Below are 24,865 nucleotides of genomic sequence, written 5' to 3'. Positions count from 1 at the left end.
ATTGGGATACTTGGCAGCATGTAAGTTGTCTACCAAGTAGGTCCCAAATGGATAGGGCTGTTTCATCACAATAGTGAAAGAAAGGAGGAACGTTTGTGACAGCCAAAGAATTCATTTCATAGAAAAGGAGAGTGCATTATGAAAAAGTTAATCAGTGCAGTACTGGCTGCGTCGTTGGCTGCCAGTGTACTCACGACAGGGGCATGGGCTGCCGGACAGGCAGAAGTGGATACAAACCCTAATTATGTAGAAGGGGAAGCAATTGTATGCGTCAATGGAGGAGCAGACGCGCTTTACCGGGCAAATCGGAGTAGGAGCGCTGGCTTTGAAGTGGAAACCCTGATGGAAATCCCATCCGAACCGCAAGGAAAAGCCCGTTCCGCATCCAATCAAGCGGAACAGAGCCTGGTGCTGGTAAAAAGCCAGCAGGATACCCAGGATTTGATTGAAGAATTGGAAAACAATCCGATGGTAGCGTATGCGGAACCAAACTACTATGTGGAGCCATATAATAGCCCTACTGACCCTTATTACGACTACCAGTGGGCATTGGATAACAAGATGGACAATGGTGTTGACACTGGTAAGCAAACTGTAGATGCCAACCTGAATCAGGCATGGAACCAGGTGGAAAGCACTACAACCGATACCCCTGTTGTGGCGGTATTGGATTCTGGTGTGGACTACAACCACCCGGATTTACAGGGCGTCATGTGGGACGATGGATTAAACTATCCTGTTTTAACCCAGATGGGTGGTGGAAAGTACGGTTATAACCCTAGCGCCGGTGGCGTAATGGAGCAGACTGACGATCCAATGGATACTTTAGTTGGTCACGGTACCCATTGCGCCGGCATTATCGCCTCCCAATGGGACAACAACAAAGGGGTTGCCGGAGTCAGTTCAGACGTGGAAATCATGGCTGTCAAATTTTTGGCAGGAGAACAGGATACCATTAGCGGAGCGTTAGAAGGATACGCCTATATCCAGGCAGCAAAACAGGCCGGCGTCAATGTTGTGGCGATCAATAATTCCTGGGGGACTACAGAATATAATGGAACACAACTTCATTCCATTACAACCGCTATTGACGCAGTGGGAAAATTAGGGGTGTTATCCTGTTTTGCCGCGGGGAACTCCTCCACCAACAACGACTTGAACGTGGGCTCTAATCCAAACTACAACCCTTATCTGGTAACCGTCGGCGCACTGGAAAGCCAGGGGCATGCCGCTTATTTCTCCTGTTATGGGGAAACTACGGTGGATGTATTCGCTCCAGGGACACAAATCCTTGCCCCAACTAGTTCGGATACCAGCATACTCCCTTATGATCAGCACGATATGCCACCACAGTACCTCCCACAACTGATGGAGGAAAGTGAATCCTATTTTTATGAGGATTTTGAGGATGGGGATACATCGGTTACTTTGCAACTCATTGATGGGGAAGGCAATGTAGTGGAAACCGCAACACAGCAGGAGCTGACTCCAGGCTATACCAGTTCCAAAGGGCTGCAGCTTCCTTTGACTGGGATTGAGGAAAGGGAAAACTTCGCGATCCAGATGAACTTCCAAAAATCTGACTTGGCCAATATCGACTTGAACCAGCCTGTCTACTTCGCGTTACAGGGTGGAATTGACAATGCCATGTATGGAAAAACGTTAGTGGTTCAATATTATAATGAAGATGGCAACTGGGAGGAGCTTCCCAGCACAACTTATTCTGAGGAAGGTCCTTTGTCTGCCCGATTGCGGTTTGCTGACTATAACTGGAACCAATCCTCCTCGGAGCTGGCGGAAACCTCTTTCCTGCAAGCAGAAGGTGACACAGTTTCTTTGCGTTTCGTACCGAAAAACGGAACATTAGAGAACAAAACAGGGGACGCTGTATTCCGGTTGGATGATGTTGGATTTGGAAAATCCGCAATCCCTTATTATTATGCGGATGGTACTTCTATGGCTTGCCCAATGGTAACAGGGATTGCCGCTTTATTAGCTTCCAAGGCGGATGAATCCGGCGCAAGATTGTACGATGTCAACGAGGTTTCCGCCCGTATCAAAGGGGGAGTGAACCGGGAAGAAGCGATTGGCTTAGAAGATAAGTCCGTATCCCAGGGCTTTATCGACGCAGCGGCCTGCTTTGACGACCAAAAATTAGTGCCTGTACTAAATGATATCCAGGTGGATGGGAGCACCGCAACCCTGACCGGGTATTTCTTTGGGGAACAGGGCAATTTGACCGTTGGAGGAAAAGAAGCGACTGTACAGGAATGGAACGATAATTCGATTACTTTTACCTTGCCAGAAGATGTTTCCGGCAAACAGGAAATCATGGTAACCTCCAAAGATGGGGATTATGGCCGTGATTTCTTCAATATCAGCGTGCCAACGAAAGGGTTTACTTCCTTAAATGCGCCAAACCTTGATTATGGTTCCTTTATGGGGTATGGGTTGACTTCCGCTGATGGTTTGCCATTCGCTATGGCAGCGGCTGGCGATAAGATTGTATCTTTCGGTTATATGGCAGATACCAATGATTTCTATTTAGAAATGTATGATATCCCAACCAACCAGTGGGAAAAAGTGGCGCTTCCAGAAGAAATCCTGTATTTAGGATGGAGTGAGTTTTCCTCCATGGCAGCGGGAACGGATGAAATCTATTTGAGATATATTTCAAGTGAAGGCTCTAACATGTTGGGTACTTACCACCTGGATACCAATAACTGGACAACGACGCCAACCCAGTTATCCGGTTCCGAAGCATTGGTGGTTTACCAAAACCGCCTGATTGCGGTTGGCGGGGAAGTGGTTATGGATAACGGCGACGGAACATTTGATTGCAACCCGCTTGCCAGTGTTGCTGTCATCAACCCATACACCGGAGAGATTGTGGAGATGCTGCCGGATATGCCAGCGGCCCGTGCCGGAGCCAAAGCCTATGTTTCCGGCGACCAGTTAGTGGTGACAGGAGGCTATTTCGGACTGTGGGGCGTGCTGTTAGGGGATGAGATGGAAACCTACCACAACACCATGGTTTACGATGGAACCACATGGACCGAATATGAGGATGATTTCCTCAGCGACAATAACAGCCAGTTTGACCCTATGCAAACCCTGGATTACGCCATCGGCGCAACCGATACCGGCTTAATTGTAACAGGACCTGTATCCGGTTTGGGGCAGGATTCCATGATGGACACTTGGCGTTTTGACGCTTCCAATGGCAACTGGAGCGGGGACACAAACCTGTTATATCACCAGGGCAAAACCGTCCGTAACATTGGGGTAAGCTATCAGGATAAATTCTATGTGTTGTCTTATAACGGGGAACAATTAATATTCCGGTGTGCGGATATCCAGTGTACTGGCCCTACAGCCAACCCAACCGAGATAGACCCTCCTTATTTGGATACCCCGGCAAACCTGGCGGATAACTGGATTTATGATGCTGCCCAGTATATGTATGAACACGGTTTGATGACGGGGATGACAGATACTATTTTTGAACCTGCCACTACGATGAGTCGTGCCCATTTTGCAACTGTTTTATACCGTCTGGAAGGGGAACCAGAAGCAGAATTCAACCCAATATTTCCAGATGTTCCAGCAGGTGATTTTTATTCCAATGCAGTTATGTGGGGAAATAAAAACAATATCATTACTGGCTACAATGAAGGAATTTTTGATCCTGCTGGTATGGTAACTAGAGAGCAAATGGTAACGATGATGTACCGTTACGCACAATACAAAGGTTACGATGTATCCAAAAAAGCATCTTTGGATGACTATGTGGACGGCAGAGACGTGAGCGGATTCGCAAAAGATGCTATGGAATGGGCGCTTGCTGTTGGAATCATCAAAGGTGAAAATAATCAGGGAACTATCAATCCACAAGGAGAAGTAAGCCGTGTAGTAGGGGCTACTGTATTTATGAGGTTTATGGAACGATATCAGTTATAGTGGTGGATAATATTGGATAAAATAAGATAATAATCAAGTTGCTGGCCCTGCTTTTAAGGCAGGGTCAGTTTTTGTTTTAAAAGCTTTGTTTTTGACCTTGGAAAAATCGTTTCCATTTTTAATGATAATTTAATGTTATTTTATTATTATTTTATTATTATTTTATTGTATTGCTATTTGAAGTATGATATAATAAATCTATACTTTTTCATTCGACAAAATACGATAAATTTAGCGATTATTTTGTTTATTATTTTTGTTTTTTTGGGTGCTTTTTGATATGAACGAAAAAGTATACTTTTTCATTCAGTAAAAAATTTGCAAAAAAAGACCCAAACAGGGTCTTAATAGGCATAAAATTACATATTAAAACAAAATATGAAAAAGTATGAATTTTTAATATGTATAAGTATATATTAGTATTCTTTTGAAAAAAAGTCAATACCAGGATAAAAAATTTACAGGTTCTTTATTTTTTGATAAAATCTGTTAAAATGTTATTTTTTTAATAATTGCCAATTGATAAAAGTGAAACAGATTCTCTGCTAAACTCTACCCAGAAAATCCGCACAAAACAAAAAGGTTTCTACCCCTTTGAATTTAAAAAATTAAATGACCTGTCAAATACTTTCTGTTTCTGCCTTTCCAATCTATTGCCAGAAATAAGTCGTGTTCTTTATAAAAAAACAGGAAACCCAAAAAGGGTTCCCTGTTTATAAGACACCAAAACGATTATTTTCTTTTCTTAGTTGCAATTACAGTACCTGTTGCCATTGCCAAAATCAAAAGTCCTGCAATTGGAGCAAAATCTCCTGTTTTTGCTGCGTTTGCTTTTGGTGTGGTAGATTCTTGCCCTGTTTGTGTACCGTCTGCATGATTATTTTCGGCTGGTGTTTCTACTGTTACCAACCCTTTCATTGCTTCTTGTACTTTTGTTGCCGCTGCATCTACTTCCTCTTGGCTTGCGTTTTCATCCGCCATCACTTTGTTTGCTTCTGCTACTGCTGCTTGCAGTATTCCATAGCTTTCTGCTGTGTAGCTGCTTCCATCAATTTCTCCTGCTACCTTTATTACAGTTTCCAAAATTGATTTGTCTGCTTTGAATCTCAATTGCAGCATTCCGCTTAACAGTTCATCGATCGCTGCGTTTATTTCTTCCTGTGTCGCATTGGCATTGTCATAGACTTCTTGTGCTTTTTCTTGAATCCCTGCAAATAATTCCCATGTTGCTGGGGTGTAGTCTTCTTCCTGGTATCCTGCACATTCATCTAACAGTGCTTTTAACTGGCTCTTGTCTGCCAGTTTTTCCAATGCTTCATAGGCTGCTTTCAGGTCATTGTATGCTTTGTCAATTTCCTTCTGCATTGCTTCTTCGTCTGCCAATACCGTTTCCGCATTTGCTAATGCTGTTTTAAAGTTTTCTTTCGCCGCTCCATCACGGTATTGGCTCAGGTCGGTGTCTTTTACCTGGTTATACAGTTCCTGTAAGGCTGTCTTGTCACCTTTTTGGAATCCTAGCTTATGGATTTCTTTCAGCAAGGTTTGCCATGCAGTGTTTACTTCTTCCTGGGTTGCGGATGGGTTATCATATACATTCTGTGCTTCTTCCAATGCTTTGTCAAAGCTTTGTTGCACTGATGGAATCGCATTGTTGTATTCATCTGTTTCTTTCAGACGGTTTGCTTCTGCAATTACCTTTTCCAGGATGGTTTTGTCCACTTCTCCTATTGGTTTTTTCTCCAGTGCTTCATAGGACGCTTTCAGGTTGTTATACGCTGTTTCCACATCTTTTACCAATGCGTTTTCGTCATCCAAGACCTCTTTTGCTGCTTCCAGTGCTGTCTTGAAGTTCTCTTTTGTTTCCCCATCTAGGTATTGATCCAGATCCGTATCTTTTACCTGATCGTATAACGCTTGCAGTTCTGTTTTATCCCCTGCTTGTTTGTTCAGGTTTTGGATTTGTTCGATCATTTCCGCATATGCCTGGTTTACTTCTTCCTGACTTGCGTTTGGATCATTATACACTGCTTGTGCTTCTTCCAGTGCCTTGTTATAGCTTTCTTTTACTGCTGGAATCACATTTTTGTATTCATCTGTGTCCTTCTTCGCAATTGCCTGTTCTATAACATATTGCAGGATATGCTTATCCACTGGTTTTTTCTCCAATGCGTCAAATGCTGCCTGCAAGCTGGTTACAGCGTTGTTGATTTCATCTTGGGTAGCGGTATCACTTCCCAATAATGTAGCTGCTTTTTCCAGTTCCGCTTTAAAAGTATCTTTTGCGCTGCCATCTTTATACTGGCTTAAATCCGTATCTTTCAAGCTGTTGTACAGGTTTTCCAAGGCCGTTTTATCCACAGATGTTGCGGTTGTATGATAAACACCCATTTCTGCCAATTGCAGGTAGTTTGTTTCTCCGGCAGGTGGGTCGCCTAACCGTGTTACACGCAAACGAATGTAACGGGCATTGGTCAGGTCAAACTCAAATACAGCGGGTTTTCCTTGTGGAGCCTGATAATCCGTATATTCTGCAACCGTAGTGTATTCGGATGCGCCATCCGCTTTGATCTGGATACTGAAATCCCTTGGGAAGGATGGCGTTCCACCAGAATTGGATTTTACATCGCTACGTGGGTATAGATGGATACGGTTCATCTCAACATCAGCACCTAAATCCAATTCAATCCAATAGTCTACCATATCAGTAGAGGTCTGGCCAGAAGTAAATCCACTATGTTCTCCATTCGATGTTAATATACCATCTACCAAATATTCTGGAGCCCATGTTGATACAGTCCAAGAACAGTTGCTATCCACTTTGCTATTAAGCGCCAAATTTTCGTTTCCAATCCAAGTGTTGCTTACAGTCAACGCCATATCGGCTGTTGGGGTAACGGTAATCTTAGATTCGTTAGACAAAACATCGCCGGACCATCCCACAAACTGATAATCCACATCATTGATTGGTTTTGCTTCCAGCGTAATGGTCTCGCCAACAGTAGCTTTTATGGTAAGAGGCAGGCTTTGCTGGATGCCGCCATTGACAGAAATCTGGTTTGGTACCGTGTCGTCTGCATTTCCAATGGTAACATAGCAATATTCTGTTACTTCTGTTTGGAAGGAATAGGAACCTGCAACCGCTTCAAAGACTGCTTTGCCATCTTCCATACCTTTATACGCTAAACCGTCTGTTTCAACGGTTACATCTTCTGGAGTTTTTCCGTTTACAGTGAATGGTTTGCCATCCTCTACGGGCAGGTAAATGGTCGCAGTGGTGTTTGCTGGAACAACTGCTTCATAAGACCAAGTATTGCCTTCATATTTCCAATTGCTGATAATTTTACCATAAGCGGAGTTGTATTCGCCATTGACAAAATCCAGTGACTGGTCAGGGGTTGGCTGTAAAATGATATGCTGGAATCCAGGCTGGTCAAAATCATACAGAATACCAGCCATGTAACCGTACATCCATTCTGCCACTGCACCGTAAGCGTAATGGTTAAAGGAGTTCATACTAACATCGCCAAAACCGGTCTCTTTGGTATAAGAATTCCATCTTTCCCACATGGTGGTTGCGCCCTGGTCAACAGAGTACAGCCAAGATGGATTGCCATGCTGTAACAACAGTTGGTAAGCAACATCATCCGCGCCGATTTTGCTCAGAGTCTGCATGATAATAGCAGTGCCCAGGAAACCGGTTTGCAGTTTGTTTCCATTTCTGCTAATGTTATCCAGCAATTGCTGTTTTACTGTTTCAAACGAATCCTCATTTGGCAACAGGTCAAGGTATAAGGCGTACAGACATGCTGTTTGTTCCCCACGTTTTAAGGAACCATCCTCGTTGACATATTGCTGCTGGAAGTACTCTTTTTCGATTTCATAAATCTGCTGGTATTTTGCCACGTCTTCCGGTTTGCCCATCACTTCGGCCATTTCTGCCATCATCTGGGCATCCCAAGCGTAGAAAGCAATTCCTAACAAGGATTTCATATCATCGTCATTGCTTTCATAAGCCAGCCAGTCGCCATAAGCGTGGCCCGCGCCTTTTTTATTGGTGGACGCTAGGTATACATCTATGTATTTCTGCATGGAAGTATAGTTTTCCTCAATAAAGGTTTTGTCCCCATACATTTTGTACATGTTATAAGGTACAATAATACCGGCATCAGACCAACCTAATTGGCCAGACCCTCCGCCAGGGGCAGTATCTGGGTAGGCTCCATTACTTGCCTGATCGTCCCTCATATCCCGCATCCATTTTTGCAGGAATGCTTTGGATTCTGCGTTATAAGCAGCTGCTGTGGAGAATACTTGGGTATCAGCAGTCCAACCCTGGCGTTCATCACGCTGTGGGCAGTCAGTTGGAACAGACAGGTAGTTGCTGTACTGGCCCCATACGGTATTGCTGATTAACTGGTTTACATCCTCATCTGAAGTAGAAAGTTTTCCTGTATCTGTTTTTACAGAGGTTAAAACCTCGCCTTTTAAGTTGTGGATGGTAATCTCACTGGTTGCAGTAACTTCCACATAACGGAATCCATAGAAAGTATGGGTGGAGAAATAGGTTTCAACACCATTCCCATTCATAATATAATGGGCGGTAGCTGGTGCTGTACGCAGGTTAGCGGTGTAAATACTGCCTTCTGGTCCATCATTTCCACGGGATTTTAAGCCATCGTTATCGTTGAGCATTTCCCCGTGGCGGATGGTTACTGTAGTATCTTTTGGTCCTTCTACCTGGATCACTGGACGTCCAGCAAAGTTTTGGCCTAAATCAAATACCGCAGTTTCACCTGCTTTTAAGGTAAAGGATTCCCCATCCTGATAATTGCCTGTTACGTTGATGCGGCCATACTGGTTTTCATTTTCGTCTACTACACCATGATAAACTGTGATTTCTTTTGGATGCAGTTCCAAATCGGTACGTACCCGTACAGAATCTCCCGCTTGTGCGGAAATTTCCCCTCGAAACGCGGTACAAATATCCGCATAGTTCCAGTTGGAATCATCAAAGCCGTTTTCACGGTAGGATAAATCTGCGTTGGCATCGTAAGTTTCGCCTTCGTAAATATCCGCGCTGATCACTGGACCAGCATAAGCGGTTCTCCAGGTTTGGTCTGTACCCATCACTTCGGTATGGCCATCGCTGTAGGTCAACAGCATTTTCGCACGGAATCCATTATTCCTTCCACTATTCGCGATACGGCCATTCCACCAACCAGAAGTTACATTCGCTGTAATGGTGTTGTCCCCACCAGACTGAACCATAGAGGTAACATCATAAGTATTGTACAACACACGGTCTCCTACAGCGGTATAGCCTGGTTTTAACTCATCATATACCACAGAACCATCGGCCATTACCTGACCAACCCGTTCCCCGTTAAGATGGACGTCATAAACGCCCAAACCAGTGGTATACAGCTTCGCAGAAACCAAATCGTCTTTTACATTAAACTGTTTCCGGAATGTTTGCGCGCCATTATTTTGTGCCTCAATTGGCAACAAAATATCTACTTTCGTTACAACAAAGGCGCCGTCTTTGATTTCCCCTTTCCCAAATGGGTTTTCCCCATTTTCAAAGGTATAGTTGTATAATACAGTACCTTGTTCGTTATCTGTATAATCTGTTAACTTAAAGTTATCTACTGTACCATATTCGGCAACGCCGTCGGTTACACTGGAGCGAACCCCCAAATAACCTGCCTTTACAGGAATACCTGTAGTACTCTGGTCGCTGGTGGAACCAATCATAAAAGTACTTACTAAAGTATCATTGATGTAGGTTTCAATCCTAGTACCGTTGATATCCAGATGCATATGGGCTGGTGTTGTTTTAAAATTCTCTACGCCGCCAACCGCATCTGTAACATCTACATTTTGGGAATTATAAGTAGCATACGCTCCATTTTTCCAGGTATGTGGTTTTAAAATGACCTTACCTTCCTGGTCTTTCGTATTCAACTGCCACATGTAAAAATTAGACTGGTCAACCGCATTGAAAATTGCGCTAACCGCATAAGTTTCACAGGTCATGTCCACATCCACGGTATAGTGGGTTTTATCATCCAATGGAGGTTGTTCCTCGCCTTTTTCCAGGCAGTCAGCATTTAACCCGGTATTCAGGCGGCCATCCTGGATAGAACCAGCGGTAAACGGATTTTCGCCATTGTCAAAATGATAGTTTTTTACTACAACACCGTTCTCATCTTCCGCATAATCAGTCAAAACGATATTGTCCAGCCAGCCTATTTCCTTGCTGGAAGTACGAAATCCTATTTTTCCGATTGTTCCATTGAAACCGATGCCCCCCAGTTGGGATAGTTCTGTAACATCTACTTTCGTGCCATTTAAATAAGTGGTGATACCAATGTCTTCATTCACTTCCAGTTTCACATGCTGGACATCGGTGATTTCACCTTTCACCCCACTGGAAATATCTATAGATTTAAAACCATTGTAGTTTCCGCCAATTTTCGTGTGAGGGTTCAACATCATTTTCCCGCTGGAAATATTGAATTGCCACATGAGATAGTTGCTGGTATCCTTTGCTTCTAACAAGAACCCAACAGCGGTATTGTCCACTTGTACATCAAACTCGATGGTATAGTTTGTCTTACCTACTATTTCCGGTGGTTCTGTGGAAGTGCCCATCTGAATCCATCTAGAACCATCCCAGGCATCTTCTCCCATTAACCCTACTTCAAAGGTAGCAACATCGGATGCAATGGACTTGCCATCTTTATCCCAAACTGTTACCTGCCAATAATAGGTTGTGGAGTTTTCCAAAGGTTCCCCTGCGTATTGGATGCCTACCGATTGGCTGGTTTCCTGTTTTTCAGAATCCCATACGCTCTCTTTCAAATCCTTATCTTTTGCCACAAGAATTTGGTACGCTGTTTGTTTCTGGCCTGTTATAGTAGAATCCATTTTCCAACTGAATACTGGATTTGGAGTATCAATCCCCATTGGATCTACCAGGTCGTTTGTTTTCATCTCAATGATTGTGGTATCCTGTTCCGCCGCAAAAATATTTGTTGGCATAACAATACTAAGCGCCATTGCAACTGCCAAAATCAGCGCCAGGATACGATTTTTCTTTTTCAACCTCACTGCCTCCTTTTCGTTTGGTTTTTGTTCGATTGCCCATATATTTTTTCACATTCCTCCTTTCTTCTTGGTATTTTTGTACATATTCCATTATACCACAAGGCCAAATGATTACAATATCAGCCCTTTATTTTTGGAAAATATTACAAATAAAATCCCGTTTACTTGTAATAAATGAATAAAAGCAAGCGGAAATCAAAATTTTTGAACAGAAAAAATAGAAAACCGGTTTCTTACAGATGTTCCAAAGACAAAGGCCTAGCGATATTACTTCAGCTTATCCCCTGTACTATCCCATCCGCTATCAATAGAATCATATAACAAATGGGTTTATTTCGGTTACTTTGGGATTACACAAGTTTTTCATCCCAATTCCAATTGTTAAGATTCCAATAAAACCAAAACGTTCCTCAACAACAAAAAACAGGCCTATCCGTTTGGATAAGCCTGTTTTGCAATGATATAAAATCAATTATTTAATCATGCCAGCAACTTCGTCAGCAAAGTTGTCGTTACGTTTTTCGATGCCTTCGCCTTTTTCAAAGCGGACAAAGTCAACAATTTTAATGCTGCCGCCCAGTTCTTTCGCAGTTTTTTCTGTGTACTGAGCAACGGACATATCACTATCTTTTACGAATGGCTGTTCTACCAAGCAAACTTCTTTGTAGAATTTGTTGATTCTACCAGCAACCATTTTTTCAGCAATATTCGCTGGTTTGCCTTCGTTCATTGCTTGAACAGTCAGGATTTCTTTTTCTTTTTCCAGGTTTTCTGCTGGAACGTTTTCTTTGTTCAGGTATTGTGGAGCAGCTGCTGCAATCTGCATTGCAACGTCTTTTCCGTAAGCAGCAAAGCCTTCTTTGTCAGCAACATCGGTATCAAATTTAACCATAACACCAATTTTGCCTTCGCCGTGAACATAGGAAACCAAATCGCCTTCCAGACGAGCAAAACGACGGATTTTGATGTTTTCGCCGATGGTTAAGATTTTTTCTCTTAAAGCTTCTTCTACTGTTTCATCAGAACCAGCCAATTTTGTTGTATTTAAAGCTTCTACATCTGCTGGATTGCTTTCCAAAACGGTTTTTGCAACAGCGTCAACAAAAGCAACAAATTCTTTGTTTTTCGCAACAAAGTCGGTTTCTGCGTTTACTTCTACAACAGCGCCAACTTTTTTATCTGGGTCAATTACAGAAACAACTAAGCCTTCTGCAGCGATTCTGCCAGCTTTTTTTGCAGCAGCAGCCAAACCTTTTTCACGCAACAGTTCAATTGCTTTTTCGGTATCGCCGTTTGCTTCTGTCAATGCTTTTTTACAATCCATCATGCCTACACCGGTTCTTTGACGCAGTGCCTGCACATCTTTTGCAGTAAAGGATGCCATTTTCATTTCCTCCTAATTGATAAAATACAGTACTTGTTATTTTATAGAAAATTATTCTGCTTCGGTAGCTTCTGCTTCTGCAGTTTCTGCTTCCGCTGCTTCTACAGCTTCTGCGTCAACAGCTTCTGCAGCACCCTGTTTTGCTTCTAATACAGCATTTGCCATAACGCTGGAGATCAGTTTTACAGCACGGATTGCGTCATCGTTACCTGGAATTACGTAATCAATTTCATCTGGGTCACAGTTGGTGTCAACAATCGCAACAACTGGGATGCCCAATTTTTTTGCTTCTGCTACAGCGATTTTTTCTTTGCGTGGGTCTACTACAAACAGAGCGCCAGGCAATTTTTTCATATTTTTAATACCGCCCAGGAATTTTTCCAGTTTTTCAATTTCCAGGTTCAGTTTTGTTACTTCTTTTTTAGGCAACAGGTCAAATGTGCCATCTTCTTCCATTTTGCGCAGTTGAGCCAAACGGTCAATTCTGGTGCGGATGGTTTTAAAGTTGGTCATCATACCACCCAGCCATCTTGCGTTTACAAAGTGCATGCCGCAACGTTCTGCTTCTTCTTTTACGGATTCAGCAGCCTGTTTTTTGGTACCAACAAACAGGATTTCTTCGCCGTTTGCAGCAACTTCGTTGATGAAGTTATAAGCTTCTTCCAATTTTTTTACTGTTTTCTGCAAGTCAATGATATAGATACCATTTCTTTCAGTAAAGATGTAACGAGCCATTTTAGGGTTCCATCTTCTTGTTTGGTGGCCAAAGTGCACACCTGCTTCAAGTAGTTGTTTCATAGATACTACTGCCATTTTTCATTACCTCCATTTTTGGTTATTCATTCCGCCATTGCTTGTTAACAAAATACTTTGCGACTGTAGTTACAGCACCGTGCCAGTATCCAAGCAATGTGTGTATTACGCATTTTTGCGCAATTTCTTATATATTCTACCACAATTAAAATAAAATTGCAAGTATTTCTTTTTTGTTTTTGCTTCCTTATTATATAAGTTCACTTTACCCTCATATTATCCATATTTTGTAAACAAGAACAAACTTGTCCGCCAATTCCTGATTATGTTCGGTAAGTTTTACCATCCATAAAATTGAATTTATTTTTTCCCTTTGTCAATACTGAAAACATCAAATGTGAGATGGGTGAGAAACGATGTATGTAAATAAAGTAGAAATTTGTGGAATTAATACTTCCTCTTTAAAGGTACTAAAAGAAAAAGAGAAAATGGAACTACTACAACAGATGAAACGGGGAGAAAACCCAAAGCTTGCCCGGGAAAAGTTGATTAATGGCAACCTAAAACTGGTACTGAGTGTGATACAGCGGTTCACCAACCGAGGGGAAAACCTGGACGACCTATTCCAGGTAGGGTGCATTGGGCTAATGAAAGCCATCGACCATTTTAATACAGATTTAGATGTAAAATTTTCTACCTATGCAGTACCCATGATTATTGGGGAAATCCGCCGGTATCTCCGGGATTACAACGCCATCCGGGTCAGCCGTTCCCTGAAAGATACCGCCTACAAAGCGATGCAGGCAAAGGAAGCACTAACCGCCCGGAATTCCACCGAGCCAACCATCGAGGAAATTGCCAAGGAAATGGGGGCAAAACGGGAGGATGTGGTGTTGGCATTAGAGGCGATTGTGGACCCGGTTTCCCTCTACGAGCCAGTTTATTCTGACGGTGGGGATACCATCTATGTCATGGACCAGATTGGGGACCAGTCGGACGACTCCAACTGGCTGGATGAAATCTCGATTAAAGAATCCATCCAAAAACTAAATGACCGGGAAAAGAAAATCCTCTCCCTCCGTTTTTTCAACGGAAAGACCCAGGTGGAAGTGGCGGACGAAATCGGAATTTCCCAGGCACAGGTTTCACGGCTGGAAAAAAGCGCGTTGGATAAAATCAAAAACAACCTGTAGTCAGCTATTCCCAGGTTTTCCAGATATCGGGGCAGTATCCCACGGTTGCCTGTTTGCCGTTGCAGACAATTGGTGTGCGGAACATTCCTGGATTCTCCAGCAGCCGTTCTTCCTTATCGCTCTCATATGCCTGATACGCCATAAAACAACGCTCATATTCTTTGGAATTTGGGTCAATCAAAGCGTCCAAACTGCCTACAGCCTGTCTCACCCTGCGGTATTCCCCTTTGCTCATACCGATTTTCGGCAGGTCAATCAGCTGATATCGGATGTTCCTTTCCTTAAAATACCGCTCCGCTTTTTTTGTATCAAAACATTTCTTCTTTCCAAATATTTGAATATTCATGATTTCCTCCTGGTCTGAGTTTATTTTTCATGCACTGAAGTGTGCCAAATGGAATTAGAACCATCCTTTTTCCTGTTTGATTTAGCCATCATGAGCGCACAGAAAAATGCTGTTTGTTTTCATATATTCTTCCAAATATTATGTTTATTGTATCATTTTCCGTGAGATTGCTCAACCTCCTTCACAATTTTTTCTTTTTTCCAGGCTATTCTTGTTAATATGTTCATGCTAAAATAAATTTGTTCAATAGATTATAGATCGTAAATTGAGGGATGAACTATGGATTGGTTGAAACGTTTTTTATCAGGAAGATATGGAACCGATCAATTGAATATCGCCTTAATCGGGGTGTCTATTACGGCTTCCTTCCTGGTTTCTTTTTTCCGGAATCCTATTTTAACGCTGGTGATGAACCTTCCTATTTTAGTGGCGTTATGGCGGATGCTTTCCCGCAACATAACAAAACGTCAGCGTGAAAACGAGCGTTTTTTACAATGGGGGGCAGATTTGTGGGCAAAACACCAAATTAGAAAGCAACACAAAAGGGATCGCCAACTTTATTTCTATATGGAATGTCCAAATTGCAAACAAAAATTGCGTTTACCCAGGGGCAAAGGAAAAATCCACTGCACCTGTCCAAAATGCAAAGCAGAATTTGACCGCAAGACCTGAGAAACAAGATATCTCTCCTATATAAAAAAGCTATTTGCAATTTTGGGCAAATAGCTTTTTGCTTTTTCTGGAATATTATAACACCCAGCAGTGGAGAAAAAGGGATTCCCCTACCATAACAAAACAAGCGGAAACAAACGCTTTTTGATGGTAACACCGATTCTAAGCGAGGATATCCCATTCCTTTTACAGTAATTTTGACCAATAAGAAAGAAGGATCTTTATGAAAGTATATGAGATAAAATCGGGCAATACCAACTGTTACCTAATCCAAATGTTCCGGTCGGGGAAATGGGTGCTCATCGACGCCGGAACAGCGGACGATAAAAAATTCCTGGAAAAAATACAGCAGGTAACCCCTCTAGAACAGATCAGCCTGCTGGTTTTAACCCACGGACATTATGACCATGTGGGATATGCCGCGGAACTGCAACAAAATTATGGGGTGAAAATTCTGATGCACGCTGATGACCAGGAGTTGGTGGAAAATGGGAAAATGGATTTTCCACCAGCTAACAACAAAATAGGTAAACTAATCCGATGGTATCACCTGCGGAAACGGAGCAAAAAAATATATCCCCCATTCCATCCAGATATCGTCATCAACCAACAAACCAAGTTAGAGGAGTTCCCTGAATTGGAATTTCTTCCGTTACCTGGACACACCATGGGCTCCATTGGGGTGGTTTATGGGGAAATCCTGTTTGCAGGGGATTTGATGATGAACTTGTTTTCCCCATCCCCGTCCTGGTTCGCGGAAGATTTTGAACTGTTGGCCCAATCCATGGATACAGTCAAAAACCGGAAACTCTCCATGATCTACCCTGGCCACGGGAAACGCTTCCCTCTCAGGGCACTTCTTTAACGCTTTGATGGTAGAGCAAAACTTTTATATTATGCTTCTCCTGATAAAACGGGAAGTTTCCATGAAAATCAAAACCACGAGTAAACGGGTAGCTTGTTCGATTTCGTCTTTTGGAAAGAGCGCTAAAACCTACCGCTGGTAAACCAGTTGCTGGCTATACTTTGTTTACCACCTCTTATTTTGGATTCTCCTGTAAAATTTTAAAACCCTTAGTTGAAATACGAACAAACCTTGTTTCTAATTGGGGTAGCAATCTTCTCAACCCAGTTTTTTATCCCCTCTGGCTCTACCAAAGGGATTATACTGAAATCAATCTTGCTGATGCTGGCTTAACCTTTTGAGGATCAAACCATATCATCATATCACACGCACCGTCACCCATAAGCGGGTCAAAAATAGTACTATTTTAATTTTTTTGTATTACTTTGCCTTTTTTGGCTTGCATAAAGCTTGCTGTTATTATTATTGCTCCATCTTTTTCCCCGGTAAAATCAGGGGATTTTTTCCACATTAAAAAACCGGCGCATCTGGAACTGCGTCGGTTTTTCTGTTTTTTTCACTTTATATACCCAACGGTTTTATTTCACCAATAGGGTAAGGGTATCGTAAATAAAAATAAGGGAGATAATTCCAATAAACGCACCATTTACAATCAGGTAAGCGAGTTTTAGCTTTTTCTGTTTAATCGAAATACACCGCAATCCCAACAGGATGCAGGAAATCATCAAACCAATAATAATCGCCACTAAAATAACATCAATCCGTTCCACCTGTTTTAAGGTAGCGATAGGACGAGAGAGGGCAAATCCGAACAAGTAGGCCAGTGGCATAATCAACAAAACCCCGGTGGATTTGGCGTAATCATACCGTTTTTCCCGCAGGAAAACACCGGATATCACAGCGATTAAAATAATGATAATAATGGCTTCTGTTACCATGGGTTAGTCCCCTTTCTTGATATGTTCCCAGTATTGTTTCGCAGCCTGTTCGGTTTTGTTGGGACCATACTCATAGTATACAGTACCAACCAAATCGTCTGGCATATACTGCTGTGGAAGATAGTGGTGGGGATAATCATGAGGATAATGGTAGTTCTGCCCTTTTATCTCATTTCCCTCCCCATCGTAGTGCATATTCTGCAAACACCTAGGGAAGGTCCCCCCTTTTCCTGCCCGAACATCTGCCATGGCACGGTTGATGCCCATATAAGAACTATTGGATTTAGGAGCAGTTGCTAGCAACACCACCGCTTCCGCTAAAGGGATTCTGGCCTCCGGCAGCCCCAACTGGACCGCAGCGTCCACACACGCTTTTACAATGGCAATCGCCTGGGGATATGCCATCCCAATATCTTCTGAGGCTACTACCAGAAGCCGCCGGCAGGGAGAAAGCAGGTCGCCCGCTTCCAGCAGCCTTGCCAAATAATGGAGCGCCGCATTTTCATCGCTGCCCCGGATGGACTTTTGCAGGGCGGAAAGCAAATCATAATGCTCATCCCCTGCCCTGTCGTACCGCATGGCACTTTTCTGGGTCAGCTCCTTGGCAAGTTCCAGGCTGACGGTTTTTTTGCCGTCTTTCAGGTCAGCGGTAAGAACACAAATTTCCACTGTATTCAACGCCTTACGGACATCCCCGCCACAACCACGGGAAATATGTTCCGCCACACCAGGCTCCAGTTCCAGCTCCACCTGCTGTTCCTCCGCAAGGAGATGGAACCCCCGCATCACAGCGGGCTCCATCTCCTCAGGGGAAATTGGCTTAAACTCAAACACAGTGGAACGGCTTAAAATCGCGTTGTAAATATAAAAATAGGGGTTCTCCGTTGTGGAGGCAATCAGGGTAATCCGGCCGTTCTCGATATATTCCAACAGGCTTTGCTGCTGCTTTTTGTTCAGGTATTGGATCTCGTCCAGATACAGGATAATCCCGTTCTGCCCCATGATGGTATCCAATTCCTCCACCACCTGCTTGATGTCTGCCAAAGAGGCGGTGGTCCCGTTGAGTTTATGCAGGCGTTTGCCAGCGTTTTCTGCAATCATACGGGCTACTGTGGTTTTCCCCACCCCAGAAGGCCCATAAAAAATCATGTTGGGAATCTGGTTGGAAGTAATAATCTTCCGCAGCGGGCGGCCTTCCCCTAGTAAATGGGTCTGCCCTACTACCTGGTCAATGGAAGTGGGGCGGATTTTATCAGCCAACGGCATAATGATGTTCTCCTATTGTAATTGATTATTCGTATAATGGGTATTTATTACAGATTTCTGTCACCATGTTGCGGACTTTTTCTTGGTTTGCCTCAAAGTCGCTTGCAACCAGGTAGATACATTCCGCAATCACATCCATATCCGCTTCGTTTAAGCCCCTGGTGGTAACCGCTGGGGTACCAATGCGGATACCGCTGGTTACAAATGGGCTTTGTGGGTCGTCTGGAATGGCATTTTTGTTTACAGTAATATAAACTGCATCCAGGTTGTGCTCCAGTTCTTTCCCGGTAATATTGAATTTTCTTAAATCAACCAGCATCAAGTGGTTGTCTGTTCCGTTGGAAACCAGGTCAAAACCACGTTTTACCAGACCTTCTGCCAACGCTGCCGCGTTTTTCTTTACTTGTTCCTGATAAGCACGGAATTCTGGTTTTAAGGCTTCTCCAAAGCAAACGGCTTTTGCTGCGATGGTGTGCATCAATGGGCCGCCCTGTGTGCCTGGGAAGATGGCTTTATCAATTTTCTTTGCCAGTTCCTCATCGTTGGTTAAAATTAAGCCGCCACGTGGTCCACGGAGGGTTTTATGGGTAGTGGTAGTAACCACATCTGCGTATGGCACTGGGGACTGATGCAGCCCTGCCGCAACCAAACCGGCAATATGAGCCATATCCACCATAAAGTATGCCCCAATTTCTTTGGCAATTTCACCGATTTTCGCAAAATCAATTTCCCGTGGGTAAGCGCTGGCACCGGCAACAATCAATTTTGGTTTGTGTTCCAAAGCCATTTCCCGCACTTTATCATAGTCAATTCTACCTGTGTTGACATCCAAACCGTAGGAAACAAAGTTGAAGTATTTTCCGGAAAGGTTTACTGGAGAACCATGGGTTAAATGTCCACCATGAGCTAGGCTCATCCCCATTACGGTATCCCCTGGCTGCAACAGTGCAAAGTATACAGCGGTATTTGCCTGGGCGCCGGAATGTGCCTGCACATTGGCAAACTTCGCGCCAAACAGGGTTTTTGCACGGTCTCTCGCGATATTTTCCACAATGTCCACCGCTTCACATCCACCGTAGTAGCGTTTTGCTGGGTAGCCTTCCGCGTATTTATTGGTTAACACAGAACCCATTGCCGCCATTACTGCTGGCGATACAATATTTTCACTGGCAATCAGCTCCAGGTTCCTGCGCTGGCGTTTTAATTCCTGTTCCATTGCCTGCCCAACCTCTGGGTCAGCCTCCGTTACAAACCCAATGGTATCCATCATATTTTCGTACATTGGTAACACTTCCTTCTTTACATGTAATAATAATTTAAGAACAGGTTTATTATACAACAAAATACACTGGTTGACAAGCCAATCTATCCCGATGTTTATTTGACATTTGCCCTACATTGTTATAAAATATAATTAAATTATAAGTAGGAGGAATTCTCATGGGATACACAATAGCCGAGAAAATTATTAAAGCACATCTTGTTAACGGCGAAATGGTAAAAGGTACCCAGATTGGTCTAAAAATTGACCAGACCTTAACCCAGGACGCAACCGGCACAATGGCTTACCTGCAACTGGAAGCTTTGGGCGTTGACCAAGTAAAAACAGAGCGCAGTGTCGCTTATATTGACCATAACACATTACAGTCCGGTTTTATGAATGCGGACGACCACAAATATATTGGAACCGTTGCGAAAAAGCATGGTATTTATTTCTCTCGTCCTGGCAACGGCATCTGCCACCAGGTACATCTGGAACGCTTCGGCAAACCAGGCAAAACTTTAATTGGTTCTGACAGCCATACCCCAACTTGCGGCGGTATTGGTATGTTCGCCTGTGGCGCCGGCGGTTTTGATGTAGCAGTTGCCATGGCAGGGGGCGCTTACCATATCAATATGCCAAAAATGGTACGTATCAACCTGGTTGGCCAGTTAAAACCTTGGGTTTCCGCCAAAGATATCATCTTAAAAGTGCTGCAAATGCTCACCGTAAAAGGTGGCGTTGGTAAGGTAATCGAATATGGCGGCGAAGGCGTGAAACACCTGTCTGTTCCAGAACGTGCTACCATCACTAACATGGGCGCTGAATTGGGCGCGACTACTTCTATCTTCCCATCCGACGAAACCACAAAAGCTTTCTTAAAAGCACAAGGCCGTGAAGAGGACTGGGTAGAATTAAAAGCGGATGACGACGCAGAATACGACGAAGTATACGAAATCAAATTGGACGAACTGGTACCAATGGTTGCCTGTCCACATAGCCCTGACAACGTAAAAACCGTTGCGGAAGAAGGACAAATTAAAATTGACCAGGTATGTATTGGTTCCTGCACCAACTCTTCTTTAACAGATATGATGAAAGTCGCAGCCATTTTAAAAGGCAAAAAAGTACATCCAGATGTTAGCCTGGCAATCGCTCCAGGTTCCAAACAGGTTCTGACCATGATGGCGCAAATGGGTATTTTAACCGATTTAATCGACGCTGGCGCCCGTATCCTGGAAAGTGCTTGCGGTCCATGTATTGGTATGGGGCAATCTCCAAAATCCGCCGGTGTATCCCTGCGAACATTCAACCGTAACTTCCTGGGTAGAAGCGGGACAGCGGACGCTCAAGTTTATCTGTTAAGCCCGGAAACAGCGGCTTATTCCGCACTGAAAGGCTATCTGGCTGACCCAACCGAATTGGGCGACATGCCAAACTTCCAGGTTCCAGAACACTTCATTATCAACGACAATATGATTGAGCTGCCAGCCGCTCCAGAAGAAGCTGACAACGTGGAAGTAGTAAAAGGGCCAAACATCAAACCATTCCCAGTGGCTTCCCCATTGGAACAGACCATCAAAGCTCCAGCAGTATTAAAGGTAGAGGACAACATTACCACCGACCACATTATGCCTGCTGGTTCCAAAATCCTGCCATACCGTTCCAACATCCCATACCTGTCCCAGTTCTGCTTTGAAGTATGCGACCCTGCATTCCCAGAACGGGCAAAACACGCTGGAAGCGGTATCATCGTAGGCGGCTCCAACTATGGTCAAGGTTCCTCCCGTGAACACGCTGCCCTGGTTCCATTGTACTTGGGTATTAAAGCGGTTGTTACCAAGAGCTTTGCCCGTATCCATGAAGCAAACCTGATTAATACTGGTATCCTGCCATTGACATTCGCAGACCCAGCCGATTACGACAAAATCGAACAAGGGGATATCTTGGAATTGCCAAACATCAAAGACGCTATCGCAAACGGCACACCAATCACTTTGGTGGACAAAACAAAAGGTATTTCCATCCCTGTCAACTGTAACCTGGACGGCAGAAACAGAGAAATCATCCTGGATGGCGGTTTGTTAAACTATTTAAGATCAAAAATGTAATTGTTACATATTATACAAAACAGCTTGGAATGAACGTTTCAAGCTGTTTTGCGTTAGTGAAAAATATCTACCGCGGACAACTACAAGACAAATCAATTGAGTGATGATCAAAAGCTCTTATTGGAAAATCAACAAGGCGTTGTAGCAACTGACGGGCAGTACAGCATTTGCCAGTATCCTCTCAGGACGTTACATTTCCCTGCTTCACCAGTAATATGGCTTTGTGTTCTCCTATTTGAAAATATAGGGCAGATAGTTACAACAAGAATAGTGGGGTTTTCCTAGATGTTCCAAAACGTCCTTACGATTTTGATTAGTATATATCCCCATTGAAAAGACAAAATAATGACACAGAATTGAGGAGGTTCTTTATGCCATATATCCACACAAAAGTAAGCAATGAAATTTCACCCGAACAGGAAAAAAGCTTAAAAACACAGCTAGGCGAGGCGATCTCCCTGCTACCTGGAAAATCAGAACAGTGGCTAATGCTGGATTTTGAACAGCAGTGCCATATGTATTTCCAAGGCAATCAAAATAACCCCTGCGCTATGGTGGAAGTGAAGGTGTTTGGCGGCTTCACTGGGGAGCAGTATGAAGCACTAACCGAAAAAATTAGCCAGATTTTCCATCAGGTGCTTGGTATCCAGCCATCCCGCATTTATGTTACCTACTCTGAATTTGAGCATTGGGGCTGGAACGGGTCTAATTTTTAAACTAGTTTTTTCCCATTGGTTTTCCAATGGGACTTTTTTGTTTATAAATCACAAAAAACGGCAATGATATAAAATAGTGTTCATCAAAAATCAGAACCAACTTTACTATGGAGTATTTCAGCATCTTATCCTAAAAATCGAATGGTTTCTATAATAGTGGATTGTTTGATTTCATTTATATACCCTACCATTACAACACAAAAATAACATCATTTATTTCTCCTATTTTCGACAAAAACGAAAAAATTATCCGGCTTTTTGGTAAATTTTCTTGTGTATTGGTAGAATTTATGGTATAATTTTTTAGTTGTAATCAATTTGTTACTATTATCGTTCCAAAGACATCAATAAAAGGAGGATATTATGAAGAAGCTTCGTATTTTGGTGATTATTCCTGCTTATAACGAACAGGAAAGCATCCAAAACACAGTGGAAAACCTAAAACAAGCCTGTAGTACCATGGAACATCAAGTGGATTATGTAGTAATCAACGATGGCTCCAAAGATAATACACTTAATATATTAAAACAAAACCATTTTTCATTTATTGACTTGCCTGTCAACCTGGGGATTGGCGGCGGAATGCAAACAGGATATTTGTACGCCTACCAAAACAATTATGACATTGCCATCCAACTAGATGGAGATGGCCAGCATGACCCACATTATATCCAAAAATTAATTCAACCTTTGGTGAATGGACAAGCTGACATGGCAATTGGTTCCCGCTATATTGAAAAAACAGGATTCCAGTCCACTGGGATGCGTCAATTGGGGATTAAAATCATCAGCACCAGCTTAAAAATCCTCTGCCGCTCCAAAGTATTGGATGTAACCAGCGGATTCCGTGCCTGCAATAAAAAATTAATCCACTTTTTTGTGGACCACTATGCCCAGGATTATCCGGAACCAGAAGCGATTATCTCTGTCATCCGCAATGGGTATAAAATTGAAGAAGTGCCTGTGGTAATGAACGAACGCCAAGGAGGAACCTCCTCTATTTCCGGCTTTAAGTCTATTTACTATATGTGCAAAGTAGAACTGGCGTTGCTCATCCAGGCAATCCGTAAAAAGGGGGAATAAAAAATGTCACTTGCATTACAAATCGTGTTATTGGTTTTGGTTGTCATTTTTCTGCTTGCCATTATCCACCTATTACGGAAAGGAAAACTCTCTTTAAAATACTCTTTAATCTGGATTTTCTCCAGCATTATCCTGTTAATTATGATTATCTTCCCGCAACTTTCCATTCAGGTATCCAAATGGATTGGTGTGGAAGTCCCTTCTAACTTTATCTTTATGCTGGAAGGTATTTTTGTCCTAGTTATTTTAATTTCACTCACCTTAATTGTATCCAACCAGACAAGCCGTTTAACCCGCTTAACCCAAGCTGTCGCCATTTTGGAGCGTCGTATCCGGGATTTAGAAGAAAAAACCTCTGATTCAACGGACTCTTCTTCTACAAAGAATTCTAATAATGACACAACAGATCAGCAATAATTGTTTGTAAAAATGGGGGAATAAAAATGCAATATATTATCGCCGCGCTTTATATTTTATTATCTTGTTCTGGACTGGTCCTATTCAAACTAGGGAGCCAAACAGGAATTAGCCTGGGGGTATCATCTGGGATTTTCAGCTTTAAAATCAGCTTAATTTCGATTTTTGGAATGTTATGTTATATCTCCAGCTTTTTGATCTACCTGGTTTTGGTATCCAAATTTGATTTGAGCAAAATTTATCCAATTACCACTGGTATTATCTTTATTGGTGTTATGGTGGCCTCTGTGCTGTTCCTGCATGAATCTGTCAGCTGGGTTCAGATTTTAGCAAGCGGGCTCATCCTCATTGGTGTCGTACTGCTCAGCTTAAAACGCTAAGGAATATGAAACAAAAGGAAATCCTTTTTCTACCTATTCAGTGAGGATTTTCTCGTTAAAGGTGTTTTACACTAATTATTTTAAAGTCACGGTCACCATCTAAGTGCATCTGTCAAGAAAAAGTAGACACCAAAAATACCATAGTATTAAAAGCCCAGTTCGGTCTTGTACTGAACTGGGCTTTTATAGCCTAAGACGGCTGCGGACCGCCTGTTATTGAAGTAATATACATACCTATCCAAGAGTAAGTGAACATCGTCCGTGGTTGCCAACCTAAAGTCAAGGTAGAGTTCTTCTTTCACCCATCCGTTTCGTGCTTCTATGATTGGATTATCTGTTGAAGTTCCCTCTCGCGACATTGACCGAAGTATGTTATAGTGTTATGGGCTCGGAAAAAAGCATATAAGCAA

The 24,865-nt window shown here is 42.9% G+C and carries 17 protein-coding genes; 9 read left to right on the top strand and 8 right to left on the bottom strand.

What is annotated here, in order from left to right:
* Window positions 1-138: 138 nt before the first annotated feature.
* The gene (locus BQ2683_RS08215; protein WP_069988514.1) at window positions 139-3,960 is read left to right on the top strand and encodes a S8 family serine peptidase; all 3,822 of its coding nucleotides are present in this window, start codon (window positions 139-141) and stop codon (window positions 3,958-3,960) included.
* A gap of 732 nt (window positions 3,961-4,692) precedes the next feature.
* Here BQ2683_RS08215 and BQ2683_RS08210 read toward each other — a convergent pair.
* The 3 genes from BQ2683_RS08210 to rpsB form a co-directional block, all read right to left on the bottom strand.
* Window positions 4,693-11,067, bottom strand: a complete 6,375-nt coding sequence (locus tag BQ2683_RS08210) for a family 78 glycoside hydrolase catalytic domain (protein ID WP_069988513.1) — start codon at window positions 11,065-11,067, stop codon at window positions 4,693-4,695.
* Window positions 11,068-11,542: 475 nt separating this feature from the next.
* Entirely contained in the window at window positions 11,543-12,454 is a 912-nt protein-coding gene (tsf, locus tag BQ2683_RS08205) for a translation elongation factor Ts (protein WP_069988512.1), read from the bottom strand.
* Window positions 12,455-12,505: 51 nt separating this feature from the next.
* Window positions 12,506-13,267, bottom strand: coding sequence for a 30S ribosomal protein S2 (gene rpsB, locus BQ2683_RS08200; RefSeq protein ID WP_069988511.1), 762 nt, complete (start codon window positions 13,265-13,267; stop codon window positions 12,506-12,508).
* Between the two features lie 356 nt (window positions 13,268-13,623).
* Here rpsB and sigG point away from each other — a divergent pair, with 356 nt between their 5' ends.
* The gene (gene sigG, locus BQ2683_RS08195) at window positions 13,624-14,400 is read left to right on the top strand and encodes an RNA polymerase sporulation sigma factor SigG (RefSeq protein WP_069988510.1); all 777 of its coding nucleotides are present in this window, start codon (window positions 13,624-13,626) and stop codon (window positions 14,398-14,400) included.
* A 4-nt stretch (window positions 14,401-14,404) separates the two neighbouring features.
* On the opposite strand, the gene BQ2683_RS08190 is transcribed toward sigG, so the two are convergent.
* Entirely contained in the window at window positions 14,405-14,746 is a 342-nt protein-coding gene (locus tag BQ2683_RS08190; RefSeq protein WP_069988509.1) for an arsenate reductase family protein, read from the bottom strand.
* A 279-nt stretch (window positions 14,747-15,025) separates the two neighbouring features.
* Here BQ2683_RS08190 and BQ2683_RS08185 point away from each other — a divergent pair, with 279 nt between their 5' ends.
* A complete protein-coding gene (locus BQ2683_RS08185) occupies window positions 15,026-15,418 on the top strand; it encodes an Rcat domain-containing protein (RefSeq protein ID WP_069988508.1) in 393 nt (130 codons plus the stop codon).
* Between the two features lie 223 nt (window positions 15,419-15,641).
* The gene (locus tag BQ2683_RS08180) at window positions 15,642-16,283 is read left to right on the top strand and encodes an MBL fold metallo-hydrolase (protein WP_069988507.1); all 642 of its coding nucleotides are present in this window, start codon (window positions 15,642-15,644) and stop codon (window positions 16,281-16,283) included.
* Between the two features lie 578 nt (window positions 16,284-16,861).
* Here BQ2683_RS08180 and BQ2683_RS08175 read toward each other — a convergent pair.
* From BQ2683_RS08175 to glyA, 3 genes are read right to left on the bottom strand one after another with little or no spacing between them, the layout of a single operon-like run.
* On the bottom strand, window positions 16,862-17,221 hold the full coding sequence (locus BQ2683_RS08175) for a hypothetical protein (RefSeq protein ID WP_069988506.1): 360 nt from the start codon (window positions 17,219-17,221) through the stop codon (window positions 16,862-16,864).
* Window positions 17,222-17,224: 3 nt separating this feature from the next.
* Complete coding sequence (locus BQ2683_RS08170; protein WP_069988505.1) at window positions 17,225-18,487, bottom strand: replication-associated recombination protein A; 1,263 nt, start codon at window positions 18,485-18,487, stop codon at window positions 17,225-17,227.
* A 25-nt stretch (window positions 18,488-18,512) separates the two neighbouring features.
* Window positions 18,513-19,769: a serine hydroxymethyltransferase gene (gene glyA / locus BQ2683_RS08165; protein ID WP_069988504.1), complete on the bottom strand. Its 1,257-nt coding sequence runs from the start codon at window positions 19,767-19,769 to the stop codon at window positions 18,513-18,515.
* A gap of 158 nt (window positions 19,770-19,927) precedes the next feature.
* Between glyA and BQ2683_RS08160 the strand changes: the two genes are divergently transcribed.
* The 5 genes from BQ2683_RS08160 to BQ2683_RS08140 all read left to right on the top strand — a co-directional run bounded on the left by BQ2683_RS08160 (window position 19,928) and on the right by BQ2683_RS08140 (window position 24,455).
* Window positions 19,928-21,859, top strand: coding sequence for an aconitate hydratase (locus tag BQ2683_RS08160; protein WP_069988503.1), 1,932 nt, complete (start codon window positions 19,928-19,930; stop codon window positions 21,857-21,859).
* 371 nt (window positions 21,860-22,230) lie between these two features.
* Window positions 22,231-22,575 carry a phenylpyruvate tautomerase MIF-related protein gene (locus BQ2683_RS08155; RefSeq protein WP_069988502.1) on the top strand — a complete coding sequence of 115 codons (345 nt, stop codon included), beginning with the start codon at window positions 22,231-22,233 and terminating at the stop codon, window positions 22,573-22,575.
* A gap of 363 nt (window positions 22,576-22,938) precedes the next feature.
* Window positions 22,939-23,658, top strand: coding sequence for a glycosyltransferase family 2 protein (locus tag BQ2683_RS08150; protein WP_069988501.1), 720 nt, complete (start codon window positions 22,939-22,941; stop codon window positions 23,656-23,658).
* 3 nt (window positions 23,659-23,661) lie between these two features.
* Window positions 23,662-24,075, top strand: a complete 414-nt coding sequence (locus BQ2683_RS08145) for a DUF2304 domain-containing protein (protein WP_069988500.1) — start codon at window positions 23,662-23,664, stop codon at window positions 24,073-24,075.
* A 26-nt stretch (window positions 24,076-24,101) separates the two neighbouring features.
* Window positions 24,102-24,455, top strand: coding sequence for a DMT family transporter (locus BQ2683_RS08140; RefSeq protein ID WP_069988499.1), 354 nt, complete (start codon window positions 24,102-24,104; stop codon window positions 24,453-24,455).
* A gap of 146 nt (window positions 24,456-24,601) precedes the next feature.
* Here the strand turns inward: BQ2683_RS08140 and BQ2683_RS13910 are convergent, their stop codons facing one another.
* On the bottom strand, window positions 24,602-24,814 hold the full coding sequence (locus BQ2683_RS13910; RefSeq protein ID WP_076939156.1) for an IS3 family transposase: 213 nt from the start codon (window positions 24,812-24,814) through the stop codon (window positions 24,602-24,604).
* Window positions 24,815-24,865: the final 51 nt, after the last annotated feature.

The organism is Massilioclostridium coli (genome assembly GCF_900095865.1).
Lineage (GTDB): Bacteria > Bacillota > Clostridia > Oscillospirales > Ruminococcaceae > Massilioclostridium > Massilioclostridium facile.
The sequence above is the reverse complement of the archived record's forward strand: the minus strand, read 5'-3'. Positions and strand labels throughout refer to the sequence as shown.